At 75.3% G+C, this 21,479-nt stretch carries 19 protein-coding genes; 7 read left to right on the top strand and 12 right to left on the bottom strand.

The window, feature by feature from the left end:
* Positions 1-20: 20 nt before the first annotated feature.
* A complete protein-coding gene (locus ACF1AK_RS21475) occupies positions 21-1,364 on the bottom strand; it encodes an alpha/beta hydrolase (protein WP_391500414.1) in 1,344 nt (447 codons plus the stop codon).
* The gene (locus tag ACF1AK_RS21470; RefSeq protein WP_391500413.1) at positions 1,361-3,172 is read right to left on the bottom strand and encodes a glycoside hydrolase family 13 protein; all 1,812 of its coding nucleotides are present in this window, start codon (positions 3,170-3,172) and stop codon (positions 1,361-1,363) included. Before ACF1AK_RS21470 ends, ACF1AK_RS21475 begins: the two co-directional genes overlap by 4 nt.
* Positions 3,173-3,355: 183 nt before the next feature.
* Here ACF1AK_RS21470 and ACF1AK_RS21465 point away from each other — a divergent pair, with 183 nt between their 5' ends.
* Positions 3,356-4,369: a LacI family DNA-binding transcriptional regulator gene (locus ACF1AK_RS21465; RefSeq protein WP_391500412.1), complete on the top strand. Its 1,014-nt coding sequence runs from the start codon at positions 3,356-3,358 to the stop codon at positions 4,367-4,369.
* A 69-nt stretch (positions 4,370-4,438) separates the two neighbouring features.
* Here the strand turns inward: ACF1AK_RS21465 and def are convergent, their stop codons facing one another.
* The 8 genes from def to ACF1AK_RS21425 form a co-directional block, all read right to left on the bottom strand.
* Positions 4,439-5,050, bottom strand: coding sequence for a peptide deformylase (gene def, locus ACF1AK_RS21460; RefSeq protein WP_391500411.1), 612 nt, complete (start codon positions 5,048-5,050; stop codon positions 4,439-4,441).
* 51 nt (positions 5,051-5,101) lie between these two features.
* Complete coding sequence (locus tag ACF1AK_RS21455) at positions 5,102-6,091, bottom strand: tetratricopeptide repeat protein (protein ID WP_391500410.1); 990 nt, start codon at positions 6,089-6,091, stop codon at positions 5,102-5,104.
* Positions 6,092-6,374: 283 nt separating this feature from the next.
* Positions 6,375-7,658, bottom strand: a complete 1,284-nt coding sequence (locus ACF1AK_RS21450; RefSeq protein WP_391500409.1) for an HD-GYP domain-containing protein — start codon at positions 7,656-7,658, stop codon at positions 6,375-6,377.
* Positions 7,659-7,774: 116 nt separating this feature from the next.
* On the bottom strand, positions 7,775-9,268 hold the full coding sequence (locus ACF1AK_RS21445; RefSeq protein WP_391500408.1) for an HD-GYP domain-containing protein: 1,494 nt from the start codon (positions 9,266-9,268) through the stop codon (positions 7,775-7,777).
* A gap of 371 nt (positions 9,269-9,639) precedes the next feature.
* Entirely contained in the window at positions 9,640-10,011 is a 372-nt protein-coding gene (rsrA, locus tag ACF1AK_RS21440; protein WP_391500407.1) for a mycothiol system anti-sigma-R factor, read from the bottom strand.
* The gene (locus ACF1AK_RS21435; RefSeq protein ID WP_380295037.1) at positions 10,008-10,751 is read right to left on the bottom strand and encodes a sigma-70 family RNA polymerase sigma factor; all 744 of its coding nucleotides are present in this window, start codon (positions 10,749-10,751) and stop codon (positions 10,008-10,010) included. Before ACF1AK_RS21435 ends, rsrA begins: the two co-directional genes overlap by 4 nt.
* Before the next feature lie 247 nt (positions 10,752-10,998).
* The gene (locus tag ACF1AK_RS21430; RefSeq protein WP_391500406.1) at positions 10,999-11,658 is read right to left on the bottom strand and encodes an alpha/beta family hydrolase; all 660 of its coding nucleotides are present in this window, start codon (positions 11,656-11,658) and stop codon (positions 10,999-11,001) included.
* Positions 11,659-11,683: 25 nt separating this feature from the next.
* Positions 11,684-12,436 carry an SOS response-associated peptidase gene (locus ACF1AK_RS21425; RefSeq protein ID WP_391500405.1) on the bottom strand — a complete coding sequence of 251 codons (753 nt, stop codon included), beginning with the start codon at positions 12,434-12,436 and terminating at the stop codon, positions 11,684-11,686.
* Between the two features lie 135 nt (positions 12,437-12,571).
* Here ACF1AK_RS21425 and ACF1AK_RS21420 point away from each other — a divergent pair, with 135 nt between their 5' ends.
* From ACF1AK_RS21420 to hisN, 5 genes are all read left to right on the top strand, one after another.
* Positions 12,572-13,288 carry a M50 family metallopeptidase gene (locus tag ACF1AK_RS21420; RefSeq protein WP_391500404.1) on the top strand — a complete coding sequence of 239 codons (717 nt, stop codon included), beginning with the start codon at positions 12,572-12,574 and terminating at the stop codon, positions 13,286-13,288.
* Positions 13,289-13,373: 85 nt separating this feature from the next.
* Positions 13,374-14,705, top strand: a complete 1,332-nt coding sequence (gene aroA, locus ACF1AK_RS21415; RefSeq protein WP_391500403.1) for a 3-phosphoshikimate 1-carboxyvinyltransferase — start codon at positions 13,374-13,376, stop codon at positions 14,703-14,705.
* Positions 14,706-14,721: 16 nt separating this feature from the next.
* A complete protein-coding gene (gene rsgA, locus ACF1AK_RS21410) occupies positions 14,722-15,777 on the top strand; it encodes a ribosome small subunit-dependent GTPase A (RefSeq protein WP_391500402.1) in 1,056 nt (351 codons plus the stop codon).
* 126 nt (positions 15,778-15,903) lie between these two features.
* Positions 15,904-16,227, top strand: a complete 324-nt coding sequence (locus ACF1AK_RS21405) for a DMT family transporter (protein ID WP_391500401.1) — start codon at positions 15,904-15,906, stop codon at positions 16,225-16,227.
* Positions 16,228-16,333: 106 nt separating this feature from the next.
* The gene (gene hisN, locus ACF1AK_RS21400) at positions 16,334-17,131 is read left to right on the top strand and encodes a histidinol-phosphatase (protein WP_391500400.1); all 798 of its coding nucleotides are present in this window, start codon (positions 16,334-16,336) and stop codon (positions 17,129-17,131) included.
* A gap of 143 nt (positions 17,132-17,274) precedes the next feature.
* On the opposite strand, the gene ACF1AK_RS21395 is transcribed toward hisN, so the two are convergent.
* Positions 17,275-18,753 (bottom strand): catalase, encoded by a 1,479-nt coding sequence (locus tag ACF1AK_RS21395; protein ID WP_391500399.1) that lies wholly within the window; start codon positions 18,751-18,753, stop codon positions 17,275-17,277.
* A gap of 103 nt (positions 18,754-18,856) precedes the next feature.
* On the opposite strand from ACF1AK_RS21395, the gene ACF1AK_RS21390 reads away from it, so the two are divergent.
* Positions 18,857-19,279, top strand: a complete 423-nt coding sequence (locus tag ACF1AK_RS21390; protein WP_391500398.1) for a Fur family transcriptional regulator — start codon at positions 18,857-18,859, stop codon at positions 19,277-19,279.
* 83 nt (positions 19,280-19,362) lie between these two features.
* Here ACF1AK_RS21390 and ACF1AK_RS21385 read toward each other — a convergent pair whose 3' ends face one another.
* Complete coding sequence (locus ACF1AK_RS21385) at positions 19,363-21,333, bottom strand: sel1 repeat family protein (RefSeq protein ID WP_391500397.1); 1,971 nt, start codon at positions 21,331-21,333, stop codon at positions 19,363-19,365.
* Positions 21,334-21,479 lie beyond the last annotated feature (146 nt).

The raw sequence follows: 21,479 nt of genomic DNA, 5'->3' as shown, positions 1-21,479 counted from the left end.
CGCGGCGGACGGGGTGCGGGTCAGATGCCGTCCGCCGGCCGGTGCCAGCGCTCGACGGTGAGGTCGAGCCGGGTGTCGCGGTCGACCCGCAGCGGGTGCAGCACCCGCCGGCCGTCGGCGTCGACGGCGTCCAGGCCCCAGCCGCGCGAGACGCCGCCGTCGAAGCCGGTGCCGCGCGGCACCGCGATCCGGCCGCGGAAGCGGCCCGGTCCGGCCGGGGCGCAGGGCAGCGGGCCGAACATCACGGGGGCGTCGTCGGGGGTTCCGGGCGGGACGGTCACGGTGACCTCCAGGACCGGGTGGGCCGGCAGCTCCGGGTCGACCGCGACCTCGGTGCGCGCGGCCAGCCCGTGGGCCCGGACGGTGACCGCCGTCCGCCCGGCGGCCAGCGGGAGCAGCCCGCCGTGCGGCGAGACGGCCGCGACCTCGGGGCGCTCGACCCGGTAGCCGGCCTCCAGCGCGGTGTACCGGACGCCGTCGGCGCGGACCGCGACCGGGTTGACGGCGCTCCAGGTCTCGCCGGGGGCGAGCAGGATCTCCGGCTCGACGGTGAGCGAGCGCACCGGCGAGGGCGCGCCGAACAGGTGCAGCAGCGCGTGCCGGGAGCGCGGGCGCCAGGCGTTCTCGTGGTGCGGCGCGTCCGGGTCCTCGTAGTAGAGCAGGTCGGCGCCGGAGGTGTAGCCGGCCTCGTCGACCAGTCGGCCGGCCAGCTCACGGGCGGGGCGGGCCATGATCAGCCCCTCCCGGCCGCCGATGTCCAGCCAGATCCGGCGCGGCCCGCGCCGCCGGTAGCGCTCGTGCACCACCTTCTCGCCGAGGCTCTGCGGGTCGACGTGGGTGAGGAACGGGGAGAGGACGGCGGCCAGGCCGAAGACCTCCGGGCGGCGGAAGGCGATGTGGTACGTGACCAGGCCGCCCATCGAGGAGCCCATCAGCGCGGTGTGCTCCGGACCGGTCCTGGTCCGGTAGCGGGCGTCGACGAACGGCTTGACCTCGTCGGTCAGGAAGGCCTCGTAGCGGTGGCCCTTCAGCGGGGTGCCGGGGGTGCGCCAGTACTCGGCGACGTGCGAGTACTCCACGCCCCGGTCGGCGCCGGCGTTGGGCACGGCGACCGCGATCAGCTCGGGGATCAGGCCCTCGGCGTACAGCGCCTCCAGTGTCCGGTCCACCGCCCAGGTGGGCTGCTGCCCCTGGTCGAAGACCTGCTGGCCGTCGTGCAGGTAGAGCACCGGGTAGTCGGCGTCCGGCCGGTCGTCGTAGCCGGGCGGCAGGTGGACCAGCAGGTCCCGTTCGTTGCCGAGCCGTTCGGAGCGGAAGCCGGGAATCCGTTCGATCCGGCCCCGGCGCACGGTGGCGGCGCTCATCGGGCCACCGACCAGACGTGCACGGCCGGGCCCTCGCTGGGCAGGTCACGGCCGGGGACCAGCTGCGGCCCGCCGAGCAGATGGGTGGCGTGCCACTCCCCCGCCACCGGCGGGTGGTCGGCCCGGCTGATCTGCACCAGGACCGTCTCCCGCTCGTCCTCCCGCTCGAACAGCAGGACGTCGCCCTCGGCGACCAGCCAGCGCAGCCCTCCGCCGGTCAGCGCGCTGTGGCTGCGGCGCAGCCGGACCAGGTCGCGGTAGGTGCGCCAGGTGTGCTGGTCCCAGGCGGACTCGTCCCAGGGGAACGGCTTGCGGCCCTCCTCCAGGCCCTCGCCCAGCACGCCGACCTCGTCGCCGGAGAACACCATCGGGATGCCGGGCAGGGTGAACAGCAGGGCCGCGCCGAGCAGGTGCCGCTCCGGGCCGGCGAAGGTGCGGAACCGGGCGGTGTCGTGCGAGTCCAGCAGGGTCAGGTTGTGGGCGCGGCTGCGCCAGGGCAGCGCGGCGCCGAAGGCCGTCATGGTGGCGCGCACTTGGGCGGCGTCGTAGTCGGGGATCGGCCCGGGGACGGCCCAGAAGTCCTTCTGGTCGTGCTTCTCGACCAGCCAGCTCCAGACCGGCCGGGTGAAGCCGGCGTAGCTCATGGTGCCCTGCCAGCCGTCGCCGGCCAGCGCGAGCGAGGCGTCGTGCTGGTGCTCGGCGAGCAGGACGGCGTCGGGGTTGGCGGCCCGGACGGTGGCCGCGGTGGTGGTGGCGACCAGGTGGTTGAGCTCGACGTCGCCGCGGCGGCCGGCCATCTGCGCCACGTCGACCCGCCAGCCGTCCAGGTGGAACGGCGCGCCGAGGTACTTGGCGATCACCGAGTCGGGGCCCTCGTAGAGGCGGCGGCGCAGTTCGGCCGAGCGGTGGTCGAAGGTCGGCAGGGTGCGCACGCCGAGGAAGGTCGCGTAGTCGTCCGGTCCGCCGTCGCCGAAGAAGTAGAAGCCGGCCTCGGGGCTCTCCGGGTCGGCCTGCGCGGTGCGGAACCAGGTGTGCTGGTCGCCGGAGTGGTTGAGGGTGATGTCGCCGATCACCCGGATGCCGCGCCGGTGCGCCTCGGTGGTGAGCGCGATCAGCGCCTCGTCGCCGCCGAGCGCCGGGTCGACCCGGTCGAAGGAGACGGCGTCGTAGCGGTGGTTGGAGCGGCCCTCGAAGAACGGGGTCAGGTAGATCACCGTGGCGCCGAGCCGCTGGATGTGGTCGATCTTGCGCACCACGCCCCAGAGGTCGCCGCCGTACATCTGCTGGAGGGCCTCGGCGTCGCCGGTGCGCAGCGGGGTGTCCCAGTCCGCCGGGCGGGCCCAGGCGGCGAGCGGGGCCTCGCCGGAGCGGTGGTAGCGGTCCGGGAAGATCTGGTAGACCACCGCGTCGGCGGCCCAGGCGGGCGGGGCGGGGTGGGTGGTGAGGCGGAAGTCGGTGGCGTCCGGCAGGTCGTGGTCGCGCAGGCCGGCGGCGGTGAGCCAGCGCCCGCCCTCCGGGGTGTGCAGCCAGAACCGGTAGTTCATCTCCGGGTTGACCATCTCCAGGGCGGCCCGCCACCAGGTGGTCCCGGTGTCGTCGACGCGGTCGACCACGGCGGCCGTGAAGTGCGGTTCGCCGTCCGGGACGGAGCGCAGGAACACCCGCTCGACCTCCTGCCCGGCGGGCACCCGGACCAGCAGGTCGACGTGCTGCCCGAGGCGCGGGGCGAGGTCGCCGACGTACCGCGCGGACCCGTCGTGGTGCGGCTGGTGGCGGGCGGCGAGGCGGTGGCGGCTGGCCGGGTCCATGGGGCTCCTCGGGGCGGGTGGACAGGTTAACGGATGCCGGCGTTCCGCTTTCCGGAGCCGACGAGGGAACCGTAACGGCGATGAAACTGTTGCGCAATATGTTGCTAAGATCGTTTCATCCTGATGCGCGGCCCGCCGCGCCGGGCTTTGTAAGATGCAGGCCGGACCAGACCGGAGGACCAATTGAGCGGCCCGTCACTGCGCGACATCGCCGCCCGGGCGGGCGTCAGCGCCGCCTCGGTGAGCAGGGTGATCAACGACCGGCCGGGCGTCTCCGACGACACCAAGGTCAAGGTCGCCGAGGCCATGCGGGAGCTCGGCTGGCAGCCCGACCAGGGCTACGACCCGCACCAGGGCGCGCTGATCGGCATCGTCGTCCCCGAACTCGACAACCCGGTCTTCCCGCTGCTCGCCTCCGCGATCGAGGTGCAGCTCGCCAAGCACGGCCTCACCGCCGTGGTCGGCACCTCCACCCGCCAGGGCACCGCCGAACTCGGCTACATCGACGTCCTGCTCCGCAAGGGCGTCTCCGGCCTGGTCCTGGTCTCCGGCCGGCACGCCAACCCCGACGCCGACCACGGCTTCTACCGGCTGCTGCACGAACGCGGCATCCCGATGGTGCTGGTCAGCGGCCGGGTGGAGGGCCTCGCCGTCCCCACGGTCGCCACCGACGAGGCGCTCGGCGCCCGGACCGCCGTCGCCCACCTGCGCGAACTCGGCCACCGCCGGATCGGCCTGGCCGGCGGCCAGGGCTACCTGCGCCCCTCGCTCAACCGCCTGGACGGCTACCGGCGCGCGATGCGCGAACTGCTCGGCGAGGAGCCGCCCGCGGACTGGTACGCCGAGTCCGCCTACTCCATCGCCGGCGGCGCGGCCGCCGCCCGCCAACTGCTCGACGCCGACGTCACCGCGGTGATCGCCGGCAGCGACCTGATGGCCCTCGGCGTGGTCCAGGCCGCCCGCGAGGCCGGCCGCACCGTCCCCGGCGACCTCTCGGTGATCGGCTACGACGACTGCTACCTCGCCGCCCACAGCAACCCGCCGCTCACCACCGTCCGCCAGCCGATCGACGAGATGGGCGCCGCGGTCGCCGACGCCCTCTGGCGCCAGCTGGAGGGCCACGGCGGCCGGGCCCGGGACTACCTGTTCACCCCCGTCCTGGTCGCCCGCGACTCCACCGCCCGCGCCCGCGGCTGACGCCGCGCACACACGCCGGAGGGCCGGGGAGCGGCTGCTCCCCGGCCCTCCGTCAACTCCCGGGCGCCGTCAGTCGTTCGGGACCGTCGCGTAGCGCGCGGTGCCCTCGGCCATCTGCCGCAGGGCGTCCTTGCGGTCCCGCTTCGACAGCTTGTCGATGTAGAGGAAGCCGTACAGGTGGTCCGTCTCGTGCTGCAGGCAGCGGGCGAAGAAGCCGGTGCCCTCGACCCGGACCGGGTTGCCGTCCTTGTCCTGGCCGGTCACCGCCGCGTAGTCCGGGCGGGGCAGCTCGGCGTAGGCGGTCGGCACCGAGAGGCAGCCCTCGTTGCCGTCGTCCAGCACCCGCTTGCGGTCCTTCGGGAACTCCTCCAGCACCGGGTTGATCACGTGGCCGATGTGGCGCACGCCCTCGTCGTCCGGGCAGTCGTAGACGAAGACCTTGAGGTCCACGCCGATCTGGTTGGCGGCCAGACCCACGCCCTCGGCCGCGTACATCGACTGGAACATGTCGTCGATCAGCGCGGACAGCTCACCGTCGAAGGCCGTCACGTCCTTCACCTCGCGGTGCAGCACGGGGTTGCCGTAGACGGTGATCGGGCGCGCCGTGCCCTTGGAGAGGTCCGGCTGCTCGCCGACCACCTTCGGGGTCCCGTCGTGCTCGTGCTGGTCCTGCTCCGCCATGTCTTCCGCTTCCCTAGGCCTACGCGTACCGCACCAGGGTACTCAGGGCGCTCAGCAGACCTCTTCGAGATCCCGGTACGCCCGGGTCCCCGGCGACGCCGCGGCCCAGCGGTCCAGCAGCACCCGCACCAGGTGCGCCGGGGCCGCGATCCCGCACTCGCGCTCGGCCAGCCAGGACATCCCGCCCGCGCCGGGGCTCAGGTGGCTGAGGTGGCCGGGGTGCGCGGCGTCCCCGTCGTCGTGCGGGTCGTGGTGGGCGGTGTGGCCGTCGTCCGAGGCCATCCGGCTCTCCGAGCAGGCCCGGCACAGCAGCCGCACCGAGGACGTCCAGTCCTCCGCCGCGTAGCCGGCGTCCGCGACCAGCCGCTCCAGCGCGTCCCGGTCCGCCTCGGTGGCCGCCTGCAGCAGCACCACGTACGTCGGCACCGGGGACGGCGCCCACAGCTCGATCTCGTCGAACACCGGGTAGGCGACGCCGTCGGTGACCCGCTCGCCGTGCGGGGCGCCGTCGTGCAGCACCACCTCGCCCCAGCGTCTGCCGGAGGACGGCAGCGGGATCGACAGCACCTCGATCCGGGCCGGGTCCAGCCGCCGGCCCCAGACCACCTCGGACTCGCCGTCCGGGGAGAGCCGCACCGGGGTCGTCCCCAGGTCGAGGCTGACCGGCCCCTCCTCCCGCGCGTTCGGGCCGCCGGGCAGCTTCAGCCCGTACGCCTGCCAGGCCCGGCGGGCCAGCGGCCAGTCCTGCAGCGCGGTCGCGGTGATGCCGAGGTTCCACCAGTCCGGGGCGCCCTGCTCGCGGTCCAGCAGCGCCACCGCCCGCAGCCCGGCCGCCCGGGCCTGCTCCCAGTCGCGGCGGAACTTGTGCAGCAGGGCCAGGTTGAACCAGGAGTCGGACAGCCACGGCTCCAGGTCGGCCGCCATCACCAGCAGGGCGCCGGCGTCCTCGTAGCGGCCGTCACCGATCAACGTGAAAGCCCGGTCGGTCGTCTGCCGCCAGGTGGCGGACGGCCGGTGCCGTGCCCGGTGGAAGATCCTCACGTTCGTCCCTGCCGTCGTCGTCCGCTCAAGTCCCGCAACCGCTCCCGCGTCACGGGCCCGGTGCTCCGGGTCGGTTTTCCACGCTACGACCGCATCCAACCACGACGGCCGCCGCCCGCGCTCCCCACCGCCGGGGTTGCCCGGTTCCGTCCCGGCCCGTTTCCGGCCCCTCCCCCAGCCTGCCCGCCCGGCCCGGCCGCCTCAACCCCGGACGCCCCCTGCCGGACCCCGCAACCGGCCGCCCGGCCCGCCCCCGGGCGCCCGGGCGCACCGCCGGAGGCGGTCAGCCGCGCACCCGCACCAGCGCGTCCACCACCCGGGCGTCGTACACCCGCCCCCGCTCCAGCCGCAGCGCCTCCAGCACCTCCAGCCGGCCCACCGCCTCCCCCACCCCGCGCTCCCGGGCCGCCGTCAGCAGGTCGTCGTGCGCGTTCGCCACCCGGATGATGCGCGCCGCCAGCGGCACCGCCCGCCCGCCGTCCGGCCCGGGGAACGGGTCGGCCAGCCGGGCGACCTGCTCGGCCACCCGCCGCGGCACCCCGGTGCGCCGGATCACCTCGCTGCCCAGCCGGGCGATCCGCTGCTGCTCCTCGTCCGGCAGCAGGGCCGTCGCCCCGCCCGGCACCGGCTCCACCAGCGACAGCTGCCCGACGTCGTGCATCAGCGCCGCGTACTCCAGCAGAGCCAGCTCCCGGGTGCCGAGGCCGAGCTCGCGGCCGACCGCGCACGCGGTGTCGGCGACCCGGCGGGCGTGCCCCGGCGGCGTGTACCCGGCCACCTCGGTGGCCTTGGCCAGGCTGGCGATGGTCTGTCCGGTGGTGGCCCGCACCGCCGCCGCCCGCCGGAAGGACACCTGGGCCAGCAGCAGCGGCGCGCAGAACAGCGGCAGCGCCCAGAGCCCCACCTCCCCGGCGGCCAGGCTGACCAGCATGCCGGTGGCGGCGATCGCGGTGCCGATCCCGAACAGCGAGCGCAGTTCGTCCTCCAGCGCCGCCGGGAACCGCAGCCCGCTGCGGGCCCGCCGCAGCAGCGCCGCCAGCACCGCGTCGCAGAGCGCGGCCAGCGCGGCCACCGCCGTCAGGAACGCGCCGTACGCGGGGCCGTCGGCGGAGAACCGGTCCACCACGCCGCTGTTGTAGAGCGGCTGGAACACCGCGGCCGCGAAGCCCGCGCCGAGCAGCCGCCGCGCCGCGCCGTCCCGCCGGGCCCGCTCGCGCCAGGGGGCCGGCCCGGTCGGCCCGCACCCGCGCACCCGCCCGGCGGCCGCCCGCAGCGCCGCGGGCAGCAGCGCCAGCAGCAGGCCGGCGCCGGTCACCGCCGTCACCTGGAGCACCCCGGGCCCGGCCGGCAGCCCGCGCAGCGGCCCGAGCAGCGCGTACGCCAGTGCCCCCGCCGCCCCGATCGGCGTCTGCTCGCGGTCGCCCGGAAGAGTGATCCGCACGCACTCGCCGAGCGCGATCAGCGCGGTGAACGCCAGTGCCACCCCCGGCTGGGCGGGCCCGCGCACCAGCACCGCCCCGAGGGACGCCGCCAGCAGCGCCAGCGCCGCCCCGTGCACCGCGCACACCGCACCGGCGCACCCCTCCTGTGCGTCTGCGCGCCCGGCGCCCGACCACTGCCGCGCGCCGCCCTCCATGATCGGCGCGCCCGCCCGCGCGCCCCGCCGCACCTCCCGCCGCGCGCTCACGAGGACCCGGCCGTCGGGACGCCGCCGCCACCCTGGACCGGCACCGTGCCCGGGGCGGGGCCCGGACCGGCGCCCGTACCCGGACCGGCGCCCGGCGCCGGGGCCGCGCCCTGCGCCGGGGCCGCCCGGGCCGGTTCGGGAACGCCGAGCGGGATGTCCGGCACCTCCTTGATGCACTCCGGGGGCGGCGGCAGCACCGGCTGCCAGTCGTGCACGGCCAGCGCGTCCACCAGCGCCCGCACCATCACCGGGTCGAACTGGCTGCCGGAGCAGCGCTCCAGCTCGGCGACCGCCTCGGTGACCGGGCGGCCGCGCCGGTAGGAGCGGGTGGAGGTCATCGAGTCGAAGGCGTCGGCGACCGAGATGATCCGGGCGAACTCCGGGATCTGCTCACCGGCCAGCCCCGCCGGGTAGCCGCGGCCGTCCATCCGCTCGTGGTGGTGCAGGATCCCGGCGTGTGCCTCGCCGAGGAAGGCGATCCCGCGCACCAGCTCGTACCCGTGCACCGGGTGCACCTCGACGGCCCGGCGCTCCGCCTCGGTGAGGGGACCGTTTCTGCGCAGCAGCTCGGTGGCCACCCCGAGCTTGCCGACGTCGTGCAGGATGCCCGCGTAGCGCAGGGTGCGCAGCCGTTCGGCCTCCATGCCCAGCTGATCGGCGATCAGCACCGCCGCCCGGCCGACCCGTTCGCTGTGGCCCCGGGTGTAGGCGTCCTTGATCTCCACCGCCTGGACCAGCGCCCGCACGGTCGCCTGGTGGGCCTCGCGTTCGCGGTGCCCCTGGGCGAACACCCAGGCCGAGATGGACAGCGGCAGCAGGGCCAGCAGCGCCGCGAACGCGCCGTACGGCCCCTGCCACAGCACGGCGAGCATCAGCCCGCCCGCCGCGTGCACCAGCACCGCGAGCCCCGGCACGACGGAGGCGCCGCCTCGCCGCCCGGCCGGGCAGCGGCCCTCCGTCAGCACCCGCATGCCGCCCACCAGACCGCCGTTGACCAGGCAGAACGCGGCGAGCGCGGCGAACGCGGGCAGCAGCGCGGCGGGGAAGCGCGAGCCGAGCAGCAGCTGCGGCCCGGCCAGCAGGTGGAACACCGCCGAGGACGCGAAGGCGGACAGCGCGAGCTGCGCGCCGTTCCACACCTGGCGCCGCCGGCCGCCCGGCCCGGCGGCCCCGAGCAGCGCGGCCGGCACGGCGGACAGCCCGGCGGCGGCCGGCGGCAGCATCAGCACCCCGGCGAACAGCACCGGGAAGAACGCGTTGACGCCGGGCCGCACCGGCCGGCGGGCGCGCAGCGGCGGACGGCGCAGCAGCAGCCACGCCAACCGCAGGCACGGCGTCGACAGACCCTGGGCGAGCGACTCCCAGCAGGCGTGCAGGAAGGCCAGGAGTCCGACCTTCGGCCAGTCCACCGGGGCGCCCAGCCAGTGCACCGCCGCCGGGCCGGGCAGCGGCAGCAGCGTCAGCAGGCAGCAGAGCGCCGCCGCCGGCACGGCCACGAGGTAGCGCGCGGCGCCCGGCGGAAGGTCCCCGTCTCCACTGTCGGTAGCGATGTCGACCTCCCCGCGTGCTGGCCCGCGCCGCCCTGGCCCGTCCTCCCGGACCGCCCGCCGGCCGTCCGCGCACGCCGAAACGGCGGCGCGCGGCCCGGGGTGAGCGTCCGTCAGGAGAATAGGGTGCCGCTCCGGCACGGGGACGCGTGATCGCGCAATGCCGCTGCTGGCACACCGCCAACTCACTCGATCGAGTGAGGGCGGGGCCCGGGCGGGCAGGACGCGGACGGACGGCGGCCCCGGGAGCATCCGCTCCCGGGGCCGCTCACGTGCCTCGTCCGGTCGTGCGCCGTCCGGCGCAGCCGCCCGCCTCAGGTCCCGGCCGCCGCCTCCGCGGCCCGGCCCGGCCCGGCCGGCTCACCGGCCGCCTCGGCGTGCACCTCCGGCATCGTCTCGACCGCCACCGCCACCGCCTCGCCCGGGCGCTGGCCGGCCCGGATCGAGTCGATCCTGGCCAGCACCTTCCCGCGCAGGTCCGCCGGGGTGTCGTCGCAGCCGCAGGAACGCTTGATCAGCGCCTTGATCGCCTGCTCCAGTCCGTACTGCTTCAGGCAGGGCGAGCACTCCTCGAAGTGCACGCGCAGCTTGACGCAGTCGCCCTCGGCCATCTCGTTGTCGAGGAATTCGTAGAGGTGGTCGAGGACCTCGCCACACTCGGTGTCGTGCGGATCGCCGCAGCTCATGAGCCCGAGCCCTTCGCTTCCTGCCCTGCCCCGCTGCCGGCCGGGACCAGCCCGCGCTCACGGGCGTAGTCCTCCAGCATGCCGCGCAACTGACGGCGGCCACGGTGCAGCCGGGACATCACCGTACCGATGGGAGTACCCATGATGTCCGCGATCTCCTTGTACGCAAAGCCCTCGACATCCGCGAGATAGACGGCGATGCGGAACTCCTCCGGAATGGCCTGGAGGGCGTCCTTCACATCACTGTCCGGGAGGTGGTCCAGGGCCTGGGTCTCCGCCGAGCGCAGACCGGTCGACATGTGCGACTCGGCCCGGGCCAGCTGCCAGTCCTCGATCTCCTCGGCGGCGGTGCGCTGCGGCTCCCGCTGCTTCTTGCGGTACGAGTTGATGAAGGTGTTGGTGAGGATGCGGTACAGCCACGCCTTGAGGTTGGTGCCCTCGCGGAACTGGTGGAAGGACGCGTAGGCCTTCGCGAACGCCTCCTGCAAGAGGTCCTCCGCGTCCGCGGGGTTGCGCGTCATCCGCAGCGCGGCCGAGTACATCGGATCCAGGTAGCCCAGGGCGTCGCGCTCGAAGCGCTCCCGCCGGGCCTCCTCGGTCTCCTCCGCCGACACCCGGAAGGTGTCCTCACCGATCGCCTCGGCCAGCTCCTCACCGGTGAGCGCCTCGCCCGCGGGCAGGCCCTCCTCCGGGCCCCGGCCCGGCTCGGCCTCGTGCTCGGTCCCGACGACCGGACCCACCTCCTCGGCATGACGGACACGGCCCACCGTGGGCCGCCCCGAAAGGGAGGATATCGGGCCGACGGGCTTCTCGCCCGCGACTAGCCAGTCCGACCAGGAGGGAGCGAACGCCGACGCGGCCTCGCGCTCCTCCGGCCGCTCGGGGCACGCGATCGAACCCATCTGCCCTGCCTTCCACCGGGACTCCACCTGACGAGGATGTCAACCACGCCGGTCCCGCCCGCATTCCCGCACCCCGCGGCCCGGCTCACACCACCCGCAGCACCCAGTCCCCCACCGCCGAGACGATCAGCTCCAGCAGTTCCTGCTGCCCCACCGCGGCCCGCTTCGGCACCTCGAAGCCGTGGTTGCCGGCCGGCAGTGCCAGCAGCTCGTGCGAGTCCGGCAGCTCCGGGAACTCCGCCGGTCCGCCGAACGGGTCCGCGGGCCCCTGCACCACCAGCGTCGGCAGGCCCGAGCCGAGCAGTTCCTGCGCCCGGCTCTTCTCCGGCCGGCCCGGCGGGTGCAGCGGGAACGCCAGCGCCACCACCCCCACCGCACCGCTCGCCGCCCCCGTCCGGCAGGCCACCCGGGCCCCGGCGCTGCGCCCGCCCACCACCAGCGGCGGGCCCTCCCCGGCCAGCCGCCCGGCCACCGGCTCCCAGCCGGCGTCCAGCGTCCTCGGCGCGGGCGCCACCTTCCTGCCCGCCACCCGCCAGGGCTGCTCGACCAGCGCCACCGACACCCCCCGGGCGGGCAGGGCGGCGGCCAGCGCCGCCAGGTCCCGCGCCTCGATCCCGCCGCCGGCGCCGTGCCCCAGCGCCAGCACGGCCCGCGGCGCGGGGGCCGGGTGCAGGGTGATCCGGGCGTCCCCGGCGGGCGTGGGCACCGTCTCCGTGGTCACGGGGGCGGACTTCGCGGCGGTCACGGCGGTGGTCCTCTCGCAGGGGCGGTCAGAACAGGGTGGTCTCGGGCTCGGTGTGGGGCTCGGTCAGCCCGGCGTGGTCGTTGCGGATGCTGCCGACCTCCGGCGACACCGGCGTCACCCGCAGCGCCCCCGGCGGCGGCGGTTCCAGCAGCCTGCGCAGCTCCGGCGCCCCGCTGTCGTCCAGCCGCGGGTCCAGCCAGGCGTCGAACGACCCCGGGTCCAGGTACAGCGGCATCCGCTCGTGGATCGGCGCCAGCAGCTCCTCCGCCTCGGTCGTCACGACGGTGAAGGTCACCAGCCAGCCCTCGGGGTGGCCGGAGGGCACCGCCCGGTTGCGCCAGAACTCGTACAGCCCCGCCAGCGCCAGCGGCGCGCCGTCCGCCCGGGACACGAAGAACGGCTTCTTGCGCGCCCTGCCCCGCTCCCCCGGCACCGTCTGCCACTCGTAGTAGCCGTCCACCGGCAGCACGCACCGGCGCGAGGCGAACGCCTGCCGGTAGGCCGGCTTCTCGTGCACCGTGTCCGCCCGCGCGTTGATCATCTTCACCGCCGTCTCCGGCGACTCCGCCCACTGCGGCACCAGCCCCCAGCGCAGCACCCGCAGCTGGCGCACCGGCGCCGGCGCCCCCTTCGCCAGCCGCTCCAGCACCACGAAGGCGCTCTGCGTCGGCGCGACGTTCCAGCTCGGGTCCAGCGTCTCGGCCGGATCCCACTGCTCGACGCCGAACAGCTCCACGATGTCCCCGGGCCGGCTACTCGCGGCGAAGCGACCACACATACCGTCAGCTTGCCACGGCCCCGTCCGCCCCCGGGCCCCCGTCCGCCCCGAGAACCACCCGCCCCCGGACGGCCGTCCCCTCCCGTGGCAGGCTGCCACCCCGGGAGGAACGCCGGACCGAGACGGAGGAGCACGATGGACGCCAGGACCCTCGACGAGCTGTGGACCGCCGTCACCGGCACCCAGCCCGACCCGCCCGGCTGGCTCACCCTCGCCACCGGCGCCGCCGCGCTGCTCACCGTCCTCGCCCGCCCGCTGTGGCGGATCGCCCGGGGCGCGGTCACCATCGCCCACGAGGGCGGCCACGGCCTCGCCGCCCTCGCCACCAACCGCAGGCTCGCCGGCATCCGGCTGCACTCCGACACCTCCGGCCTCACCCTCTCCTACGGCCGCCCCACCGGCCCCGGCATGGTCCTCACCGCCGCGGCCGGCTACACCACCCCCGCCCTGCTCGGCCTCGGCTGCGCCGCCCTGCTCGCCGCCGACCGGATCACCCTGCTGCTGTGGCTCGCCGTCGCGCTGCTGCTCGCCCTGCTGGTGCGGATCCGCAACGCCTTCGGCTGCTTCGTCGTGCTGCTCACCGGCGGCGCCTTCGTCCTGGTCTCCTGGTTCGGCTCCCCCGAGGTCCAGGCCGCCTTCGCCTACCTCGGCACCTGGTTCCTGCTGTTCGGCGCCGTCCGCCCGGTCCTCGAACTCCAGCGGCAGCGCCGCCGCGGCGAGGCCCGCGACTCCGACGCCGACCAGCTCGCCCGCCTCACCGGGATCCCCGGCCTCGCCTGGACCACCCTGTTCCTCGTCGCCGCCCTCGCCGCGCTCGCCCTCGGCGCGAGCTGGCTGCTGCACCCCCTCTGACCGCCCCCGCGCGCCGCCGCACCCCGCCGGCCCCCGCATCGGAGGCGAACGGGCTGCCCCCACCACGGCCCCTAGACTTGGGCCCATGACCGAGACCCTGTGGCCCGCCCCCGTCGCGACCACCCCCGTGGACGCCACCGTCACCATCCCCGGCTCCAAGTCGGTCACCAACCGGGCCCTGGTCCTGGCGGCACTCGCCGACGGCCCCGGCTGGGTGCGCCGACCGCTGCGCAGCCGCGACTCCCAGCTGATGGCCGACGGCCTGCGCGCCCTCGGCGTCACCATCGAGGAGCGGGTCAACAACGACACCGGCGGCACCGGCGGCGGCGAGGCCTGGCGGGTCATCCCCGCCCCCGTGCTGCGCGGCCCCGCCTCGGTCGACGTCGGCAACGCCGGCACGGTCATGCGCTTCCTGCCCCCGCTCGCCGTCCTCGCCGACGGCCCGGTCCACTTCGACGGCGACCCGCGCAGCCACGAGCGCCCGCAGCATGGCGTCATCGACGCCCTGCGCGCCCTCGGCGCCCGGATCGACGACGGCGGCCGCGGCACCTTCCCGCTCACCGTGCACGGCACCGGAGCCCTCGACGGCGGCGCCGTCGAGCTCGACGCCTCCGCCTCCTCCCAGTTCGTCTCCGCCCTGCTGCTCTCCGGCGCCCGCTACAACAACGGCGTCGAGGTCCGGCACGTCGGCGGTCCGGTCCCCTCGCTGCCGCACATCCGGATGACCGTCGACATGCTGCGGCTGGCCGGCGTCCAGGTCGACGCCCCCGAGGACGGCGGCGAGAAGGACGTCTGGCGGGTCACCCCCGGCGCCCTGCTCGGGCGCGACCTGGTCGTCGAGCCCGACCTCTCCAACGCCGCGCCGTTCTTCGCCGCCGCCCTGGTCACCGGCGGCCAGGTCACCGTCCGCGACTGGCCGAAGCACACCACCCAGCCCGGCGACCAGCTGCGTGACCTCTACACCCGGATGGGCGGCAGCTGCGCGTTCACCGACGAGGGCCTGCGCTTCACCGGCACCGGCCGGATCCACGGCATCGAGGCCGACCTGCACGACGTCGGCGAGCTCACCCCGGTGATCGCCGCGGTCGCCGCCCTCGCCGACTCCGAGTCCCACCTCTACGGCATCGCCCACCTGCGGCTGCACGAGACCGACCGGCTGGCGGCGCTCGCCAAGGAGATCAACGGCCTCGGCGGCGACGTCAGCGAGACCGCGGACGGCCTGCGGATCCGCCCGCGCAAGCTGACCGGCGGCGTCTTCCACACCTACGAGGACCACCGCCTGGCCACCGCCGCCGCGGTGATCGGGCTCGCCGTGCCCGGCGTCCAGGTGGAGAACGTGGCCACCACCGCCAAGACCCTGCCGGACTTCCCCGCCATGTGGGACGAGCTGCTCGCCGGACCGGTGGCGGGCGGCTGAGCGGAGGACTGGGCACATGCGCCGCTACGGCAAGGACGCCGACGAGGACGACATCCGCAACCGCCCCGCCCGCCGGGGCTCGCGGCCGCGGACCCGGATCCGGCCCAAGCACGAGGACGCCGCCGAGGCGATGGTGCTCACCGTCGACCGCGGCCGGCTGACCTGCCTGGTCGACCCGGGGACGAAGCAGGAGCACGAGGTCGTCGCCATGAAGGCCCGCGAGCTGGGCCGCAAGGGCGTGGTGGTGGGCGACACCGTCTCGCTGGTCGGCGACCTCTCCGGGGACACCGACACCCTCGCCCGGATCGTGCGGGTCGAGGAACGCACCTCGGTGCTGCGGCGCACCGCGGACGACGACGACCCCTACGAGCGGATCGTCGTCGCCAACGCCGACCAGCTCGCCATCGTCACCGCGCTGGCCGACCCGGAGCCGCGGCCCCGGCTGATCGACCGCTGCCTGGTGGCCGCCTACGACGCGGGCCTGGAGCCGCTGCTCGTCCTCACCAAGGCCGACCTCGCCCCGGCCGCGCCGCTGCTGGAGTCCTACGCGCCGCTCGGCATCACCTACGTCGTCACCCGCCGCGACGAGCTGGAGACCACCGGCGCCGAGGCCGTCCGCGAGCACCTGCGCGGTCTGCGCACCGTGTTCATCGGCCACTCCGGCGTCGGCAAGACCACCCTGGTCAACGCGCTCGTCCCGGAGCGGCAGCGGACCACCGGCCACGTCAACGCCGTCACCGGCCGCGGCCGGCACACCACCGTCTCGGCGCTCGCGCTGCGGCTGCCGCCGCCGCCCGGGGCCAGGCCCGGCTCGAAGAAGGCGCTGAACGCGGGCTGGGTGATCGACACGCCCGGGTTCCGCTCCTTCGGCCTGTCGCACATCGACCCGTCCCGGGTCATCCACGCCTTCCCCGACCTGGAGCCCGGCACCGAGGACTGCCCGCGCGCGTGCAGCCACGACGAGCCGGACTGCGCGCTGGACGCCTGGGTGGCCGACGGACACGCCGACCCCGCGCGGCTCTACTCGCTGCGCCGCCTGCTGGCCAGCAAGGAGGCCCGCGAGGGCGACTGACGGCCGTCTCCGGACCGTTTGCGCCTTCGAGGTGTCGGAGCGGCCTCTCGTGGTGATCATAGGAAAGTCGGGCCGGATCACGGCCCGGCCGCCGACCGATCACGCGACCGACAGGGAGAGCACGCGATGGCATGGGCCCTGGTGATCCTGGCCGGCCTGCTGGAGACCGGATTCGCGATCAACCTCAAGCTCAGCGAGGGCTTCACCAAGCTCTGGCCCACCATCAGCTTCTGCGTCTTCGCCCTCGGCAGCTTCGGCCTGCTCACGCTCTCCCTGAAGACCCTGCCGGTCGGCCCCGCCTACGCGGTGTGGACCGGCATCGGCGCCGCCGGCACCGCGATCTACGGCATGCTCTTCCTCGACGAGTCCTCCTCGGTGCTCAAGCTCGTCTCGATCTCCCTGGTCATCGCCGGGGTCATCGGCCTCCAGCTCAGCGGGTCGGCCCACTGATTCCCGCCCGCTCACCTCGGGGGCGAGGGCTCTCCCGGATCGGGGTCTTCCGGGCGGGGCCCGCGGATCGTGTGACCCGGGGCGGGCCCGCGCTAGGGTTTCGACCATGGCCGACTACCACGACGATCTCCGACTCGCCCACGTCCTCGCCGACTCGGCCGACTCGGTCACCCTGGAGCGCTTCCGCGCCCTCGACCTGCGGGTCGAGACCAAGCCCGACCTGACCCCCGTCAGCGACGCCGACAAGGCCGCCGAGGAGCTGGTGCGCAGCGTGCTGCAGCGGGCCCGCCCGCGCGACGCGGTGCTCGGCGAGGAGTTCGGTCTGCAGGGCTCCGGCCCGCGCCGCTGGGTGATCGACCCGATCGACGGCACCAAGAACTACATCCGCGGCGTCCCGGTCTGGGCCACCCTGATCGCGCTGCTGGAGGACGGCCCGGACGGCGTGGAGCGCCCCGTCGTCGGCATCGTCTCCGCCCCCGCGCTGAACCGCCGCTGGTGGGCCGCCAAGGACCTCGGCGCGTTCGCCGGGCGCAGCCTCGCCAAGGCCGGCCGGATCCAGGTCTCCGGCGTCTCGCGGATCGAGGACGCCTCCTTCTCCTACTCCTCGCTCACCGGCTGGGAGGAGCGCGGGCGCCTCGACCCGTTCCTCGACCTCACCCGGGCCTGCTGGCGCACCCGCGCCTACGGCGACTTCTGGTCCTACATGATGGTCGCCGAGGGTGCGGTGGACATCGCCGCCGAGCCGGAGCTGTCGCTGTGGGACATGGCGGCCAACTGCATCATCGTCGAGGAGGCCGGCGGGCGCTTCACCGGCCTGGACGGCGTCCCGGGCCCGGGCGGCGCCGACGCCGTCGCCTCCAACGGCCTGCTGCACGAGGAGGCGCTGCGCCGTCTGAGCGTCTGAGCGTCCGAGCGCGTCCCGGGCGCCCCCCGCGTCCGGTCGCGGCGCCGTGACGACATGGTGCGGGCCCCGAGCGCCGGTTCTCCGGCGGCACTCGGGGCCCGCTGCTCGTGGGGCCCCTCACCGGGCCCCGCGATGCGGCGCGGTCACTGCTGCTTGCGCAGCTCCCGCACCGCGGTCTCCAGGCGCCGGCCGAAGTCGGCGTCCGCCTTGCGGAAGTTGTCGACCGCCCGCTCGACGATGTCGTCGCGGTCGGCCGAGACCTTGGCGAGGAAGCCGGACAGGTTGCCGATCAGCCGCTGCTTCTCGTCCTCGCCCATCAGCCGGTAGAGGTCGCCGGCCTGGACGAAGTCGTTGTCCTCGGCGTGCGAGGGCGCCTCGTGGGTGCCGGTGACGCCGTCGACCGGCAGCGGGGCCCACAGCGGACGGCCGGTCTGCACCGGGCCGCCGAAGCTGTTCGGCTCGTAGTTCTTGCGGCGCCCGTGGCGGCCGTCGTACAGCGAGCCGTCCCGGTGGTTGGTGAGCGCCTCGGTGGCGTGCGGGCGGTTGACCGGCAGGTGGTCGGCGTTGATGCCGACGCGGTAGCGGTGGGCGTCCGCGTAGGCGAACAGCCGGCCCTGCAGCATCTTGTCCGGGGACGGGCCGATGCCGGGCACGAAGTGCGCCGGGGAGAAGACCGACTGCTCGACCTCGGCGAAGACGTTGTCGGGGTTGCGGTTGAGCTCCAGCTTGCCGAACTCGACCAGCGGGTAGTCCGCGTGCGGCCAGACCTTGGTGAGGTCGAAGGGGTTGAAGCGGTAGTGGGCCGCGTCCGCGGCCGGCATGATCTGGACGCTGACGGTCCAGGTCGGGAAGTCGCCGCGCTCGATGGCCTCGCGCAGGTCGCGCTGGTGGCTGTCCGGGTCCTCGCCGGCGAGCTTGTTGGCCTCGTCCTGGGTGAGGGTCCTGATCCCCTGGTCGGTCTTGAAGTGGTACTTCACCCAGAAGTACTCGCCGGCCTCGTTCTGCCACTGGTAGGTGTGCGAGCCGAAGCCGTCCATGTGCCGGTACGACGCCGGGATGCCGCGGTCGCCGAACAGCCAGGTCACCTGGTGGGTGGACTCGGGCGACAGGCCCCAGAAGTCCCAGACGTTGTCCGCCTCCTGGGAGCCGGTGTAGGGGTCGCGCTTCTGGGTGTGGATGAAGTCCGGGAACTTGCTGGCGTCCTTGATGAAGAACACCGGGGTGTTGTTGCCGACGAGGTCGTAGTTGCCCTCCTCGGTGTAGAACTTCAGCGCGAAGCCGCGCGGGTCGCGCACCGCGTCCGCCGCGCCGAGGTTGCCGGCGACGGTGGAGAACCGCAGGAAGGTCTCGGTCTGCTTGCCGACCTCGGAGAGGAACGCGGCCCGGGTGTAGGCGGTGACGTCCGCGGTCACCGTGAAGGTGCCGTAGGCGCCGGCGCCGCGGGCGTGCACCACGCGCTCCGGGATGCGCTCGCGGTTGAAGCGCGCGAGCTTCTCGAACAGCTGCTGGTCCTGGATCAGCGCCGGACCGCCGACCCCGGCGGTCTCGGTGTTCTGGTTGTCGGCGACGGGGGCACCCGCCTCCGTGGTGAGGGTGGGGCGCAGCTCGTCCTGGGTAGTCATGTGAGGGCCTCCGCGTGATCCGGTCGTGACGAACCGATCCTAACTTGGACTTTGTCTAAGTCAACACTGGAACCAAAGTCGGAGTGTCACTTACCCTGAGTCCATGAGTGACCTGCTGGAGAGACTTCGCGGACGTGGTTGGCGGCTCACCTCGCAGCGCCGGGTCGTGGCCGAGGTCCTCGACGGCGAGCACGTCCACCTGACCGCCGACGAGGTGCACGCGCGCGCCGTCGAGCGGCTGCCCGAGATCAGCCGCGCCACCGTCTACAACACCCTCGGCGAACTCGTCGGCCTGGGCGAGGTGTTGGAGGTCGCCACCGACGGCCGCGCCAAGCGCTACGACCCCAACGCCCACCACGCGCACCAGCACCTGGTCTGCTACGGCTGCGGCGCCATCCGCGACGTCCACCCCCAGGGCGACCCGCTGGCCGCGCTGCCCGACGCCGAACGGTTCGGCTTCACCCTCTCCGGCGCCGAGATCACCTACCGCGGCCTGTGCCCGGACTGTTCCGCAGCCCGAGCCTGATCCGCCCCCGCGCGCACGGCGCACCCGCCGGCGCGCACCGCCGCGCGCACGACTCCTCGTCCCGCCGCGCGCGGCCACCGGCGCTACGCGCTCAGCTCCGCGTGCAGCGCGCCCAGCAGCCGGCCCGCCCGCTCGGCGACCTCCGCCGGACCGTAGTCCGCGGCCCGCCGGCACCAGCCCTCCGCCTGCACCGGCTCGCCCCGGCGCAGCGCCAGCAGCGCCAGGCGCAGCGCCGCCCGCCCGTGCCCGGCGTCCGCCGCCCGGGTGTACCAGAGCATCGCCTCGGCCTCGCTGTCCTGCCGGGCCAGCAGCAGCCCCAGGTTGAACGCCGCGCTGCGGCTGCCCGCCTCCGCCGCCCGCCGGTACCAGCTCTCGGCGATCTCCAGCGCCCCCCGCTCGGCCGCCCGCACCCCCATCCGCACCTGCGCCCGGCGGTGCCCGGCGTCCGCCGCCACCGCGTACCAGTGCTCGGCCTCCGCGTCCGCGTCCCCGCGCCGGTCCAGCACCGACGCCAGCCGGAACGCGCCCTCCGCCGAACCGCCCGCCGCCGCCTGCCGGTAGCGCTCCAGCGCGCCCGCCGCGTTGCCACGCTGCTCCTGCACCACCGCCAGCTGCAGCGCCGCCTCGCCGTGCCCCTCCGCGGCGGCGCGCGCGTACCACTCCTGCGCCTGCCGGTGCTCGCCGCGCCCGGCGTGCAGCACGCCCAGGTTGAACGCGCCGTCCACGCTGCCCGCCTCGGCGGCCTTGGAGAACCACGGCTCGGCGCCCGACTCGTCGCCGCGCTGCAGCAGCACCACGGCCAGCGCGTTGCAGGCCTCCCGGTGCCCGGCGTACGCGGCCCTGCGGTACCACTGCTCGGCCTGCTGGTCGCGGCCCGCACCGGCGCAGAGCAGACCCAGGTTGAACGCGCCGTTGTGGTCGCCGGCCTCCAGCGCGCTGCGGTACCAGCGCTCCGCCTCCGCGGCCTCGCCGCGCGAGGCGTGCAGCGCCCCCAGCGCGTTGGCCGCGTTGCCGTCGCCCGCCTCGGCGGCCTCCTGCCACCACTCGGCGGCCGCGACGAGGTCCCCGCCGTCGCGCAGCAGGTAGCCCAGCGCGCACGCGGCCCGCGGCTCGCCGTTCTGCGCCGACTGCCGGTACCAGCGGGCCGCCTCCTCCAGCAGCGCCTGCTCACCGCCGGCCCGGTCCTCCAGCAGCACGCCCAGGCGCAGCGCGGCGCGGGCGTGGCTGCGGGCGGCCGCGATCCGGTACCAGGCCTCGGCGGTCTCCTTGTCCCCGGCCGCCTCGCGCATCCGGGCCAGCCGGTAGGCGGCCTCCCGGTGGCCGGCGTCCGCGGACACCTTGAACCAGCGCTCGGCGCGCACGTCCCGGCGGTGCTCCATGAGGTCGCCCAGCGCGTAGGCGCCCAGCGGATGGCCGTGGTCGGCGGCGAAGTGCAGCCAGTACTCGGCGGCCTCCTCCTCGCCCTGTTCGCGCAGTTGCAGGCCGAGGGCGTGCGCGGCGGGAGCGCTGCCGGCCACCGCCGCCTGCCGCCACCACTGGGCGGCCTCGGCCCGGTGACCGCGCTGGTGCAGCAGCACGCCCAGGTTGTTGGCGGCGGCCCGCAGCCCGGCGGCCGCGGCGCCCCGCAGATAGGGTTCGGCGTCCTCCAGGTCCCCGCGGCGCAGCAGCAGGGTGCCCAGCCGGGCGGCGGCGTCCGGGTCCCCGCCGTCGGCGGCGCGCCGGTGCCGGGCCTCCAGGGCGGCCTGCTCCCGGGCGGCGAGCGCGGTCTCGAAGCTGGCCGAGTCGAAGCCGGTGTCGCTCTCGACGCCGGGGCCGGCCGAGCCGTCGGACGGCGCGCCGCGGGCGCCGGGCGCGGCGGCCGGGCCGCCGGCCGGGACGTGCACCAGGGAGTCCGGGCCCCAGCCGCCGGCCGGACGGCGCTCGGCCAGACCGCTGGTGCGCTGGGCGGGCAGGGCGCCGGGCTGCCGTTCGGGGCTCTCCGCCCAGGCCTCGGTGTCCGCCTCGGTGGTCGCCGCCGGCTTCGCCCCTGCCCCGTTCCTGCCGATCAGCCTCATGCCGACTCCCACTCCCCCCGAGTGTCGCGGCGCCGTCCTCCGGCCCGGGGCCGGGGGGACCCCACGGGGAGCCCGCGGACCCGACGGCCGGTCAGCAGCCGGGCGGCGTCCCCCGTGTGTCCCATCGTCGCATCACCCGCAACCCG

It is taken from the genome of Kitasatospora sp. NPDC015120, assembly GCF_043080305.1.
In the GTDB taxonomy this organism is placed as follows: domain Bacteria; phylum Actinomycetota; class Actinomycetes; order Streptomycetales; family Streptomycetaceae; genus Kitasatospora.
The sequence above is the reverse complement of the archived record's forward strand: the minus strand, read 5'-3'. Positions and strand labels throughout refer to the sequence as shown.

What these genes read in the sequence shown, in the direction of transcription:
- ACF1AK_RS21475 (WP_391500414.1), bottom strand. Translation starts at nt 1,364, where the DNA reads ATGAGCGCCGCCACCGTGCGCCGGGGCCGGATCGAACGGATTCCCGGC.
- ACF1AK_RS21470 (WP_391500413.1), bottom strand. Translation starts at nt 3,172, where the DNA reads ATGGACCCGGCCAGCCGCCACCGCCTCGCCGCCCGCCACCAGCCGCAC.
- def (WP_391500411.1), bottom strand. Translation starts at nt 5,050, where the DNA reads ATGGCGGAGCAGGACCAGCACGAGCACGACGGGACCCCGAAGGTGGTC.
- rsrA (WP_391500407.1), bottom strand. Translation starts at nt 10,011, where the DNA reads ATGAGCTGCGGCGATCCGCACGACACCGAGTGTGGCGAGGTCCTCGAC.
- ACF1AK_RS21425 (WP_391500405.1), bottom strand. Translation starts at nt 12,436, where the DNA reads ATGTGTGGTCGCTTCGCCGCGAGTAGCCGGCCCGGGGACATCGTGGAG.
- ACF1AK_RS21420 (WP_391500404.1), top strand. Translation starts at nt 12,572, where the DNA reads ATGGACGCCAGGACCCTCGACGAGCTGTGGACCGCCGTCACCGGCACC.
- aroA (WP_391500403.1), top strand. Translation starts at nt 13,374, where the DNA reads ATGACCGAGACCCTGTGGCCCGCCCCCGTCGCGACCACCCCCGTGGAC.
- rsgA (WP_391500402.1), top strand. Translation starts at nt 14,722, where the DNA reads ATGCGCCGCTACGGCAAGGACGCCGACGAGGACGACATCCGCAACCGC.
- ACF1AK_RS21405 (WP_391500401.1), top strand. Translation starts at nt 15,904, where the DNA reads ATGGCATGGGCCCTGGTGATCCTGGCCGGCCTGCTGGAGACCGGATTC.
- hisN (WP_391500400.1), top strand. Translation starts at nt 16,334, where the DNA reads ATGGCCGACTACCACGACGATCTCCGACTCGCCCACGTCCTCGCCGAC.
- ACF1AK_RS21395 (WP_391500399.1), bottom strand. Translation starts at nt 18,753, where the DNA reads ATGACTACCCAGGACGAGCTGCGCCCCACCCTCACCACGGAGGCGGGT.
- ACF1AK_RS21390 (WP_391500398.1), top strand. Translation starts at nt 18,857, where the DNA reads ATGAGTGACCTGCTGGAGAGACTTCGCGGACGTGGTTGGCGGCTCACC.
- ACF1AK_RS21385 (WP_391500397.1), bottom strand. Translation starts at nt 21,333, where the DNA reads ATGAGGCTGATCGGCAGGAACGGGGCAGGGGCGAAGCCGGCGGCGACC.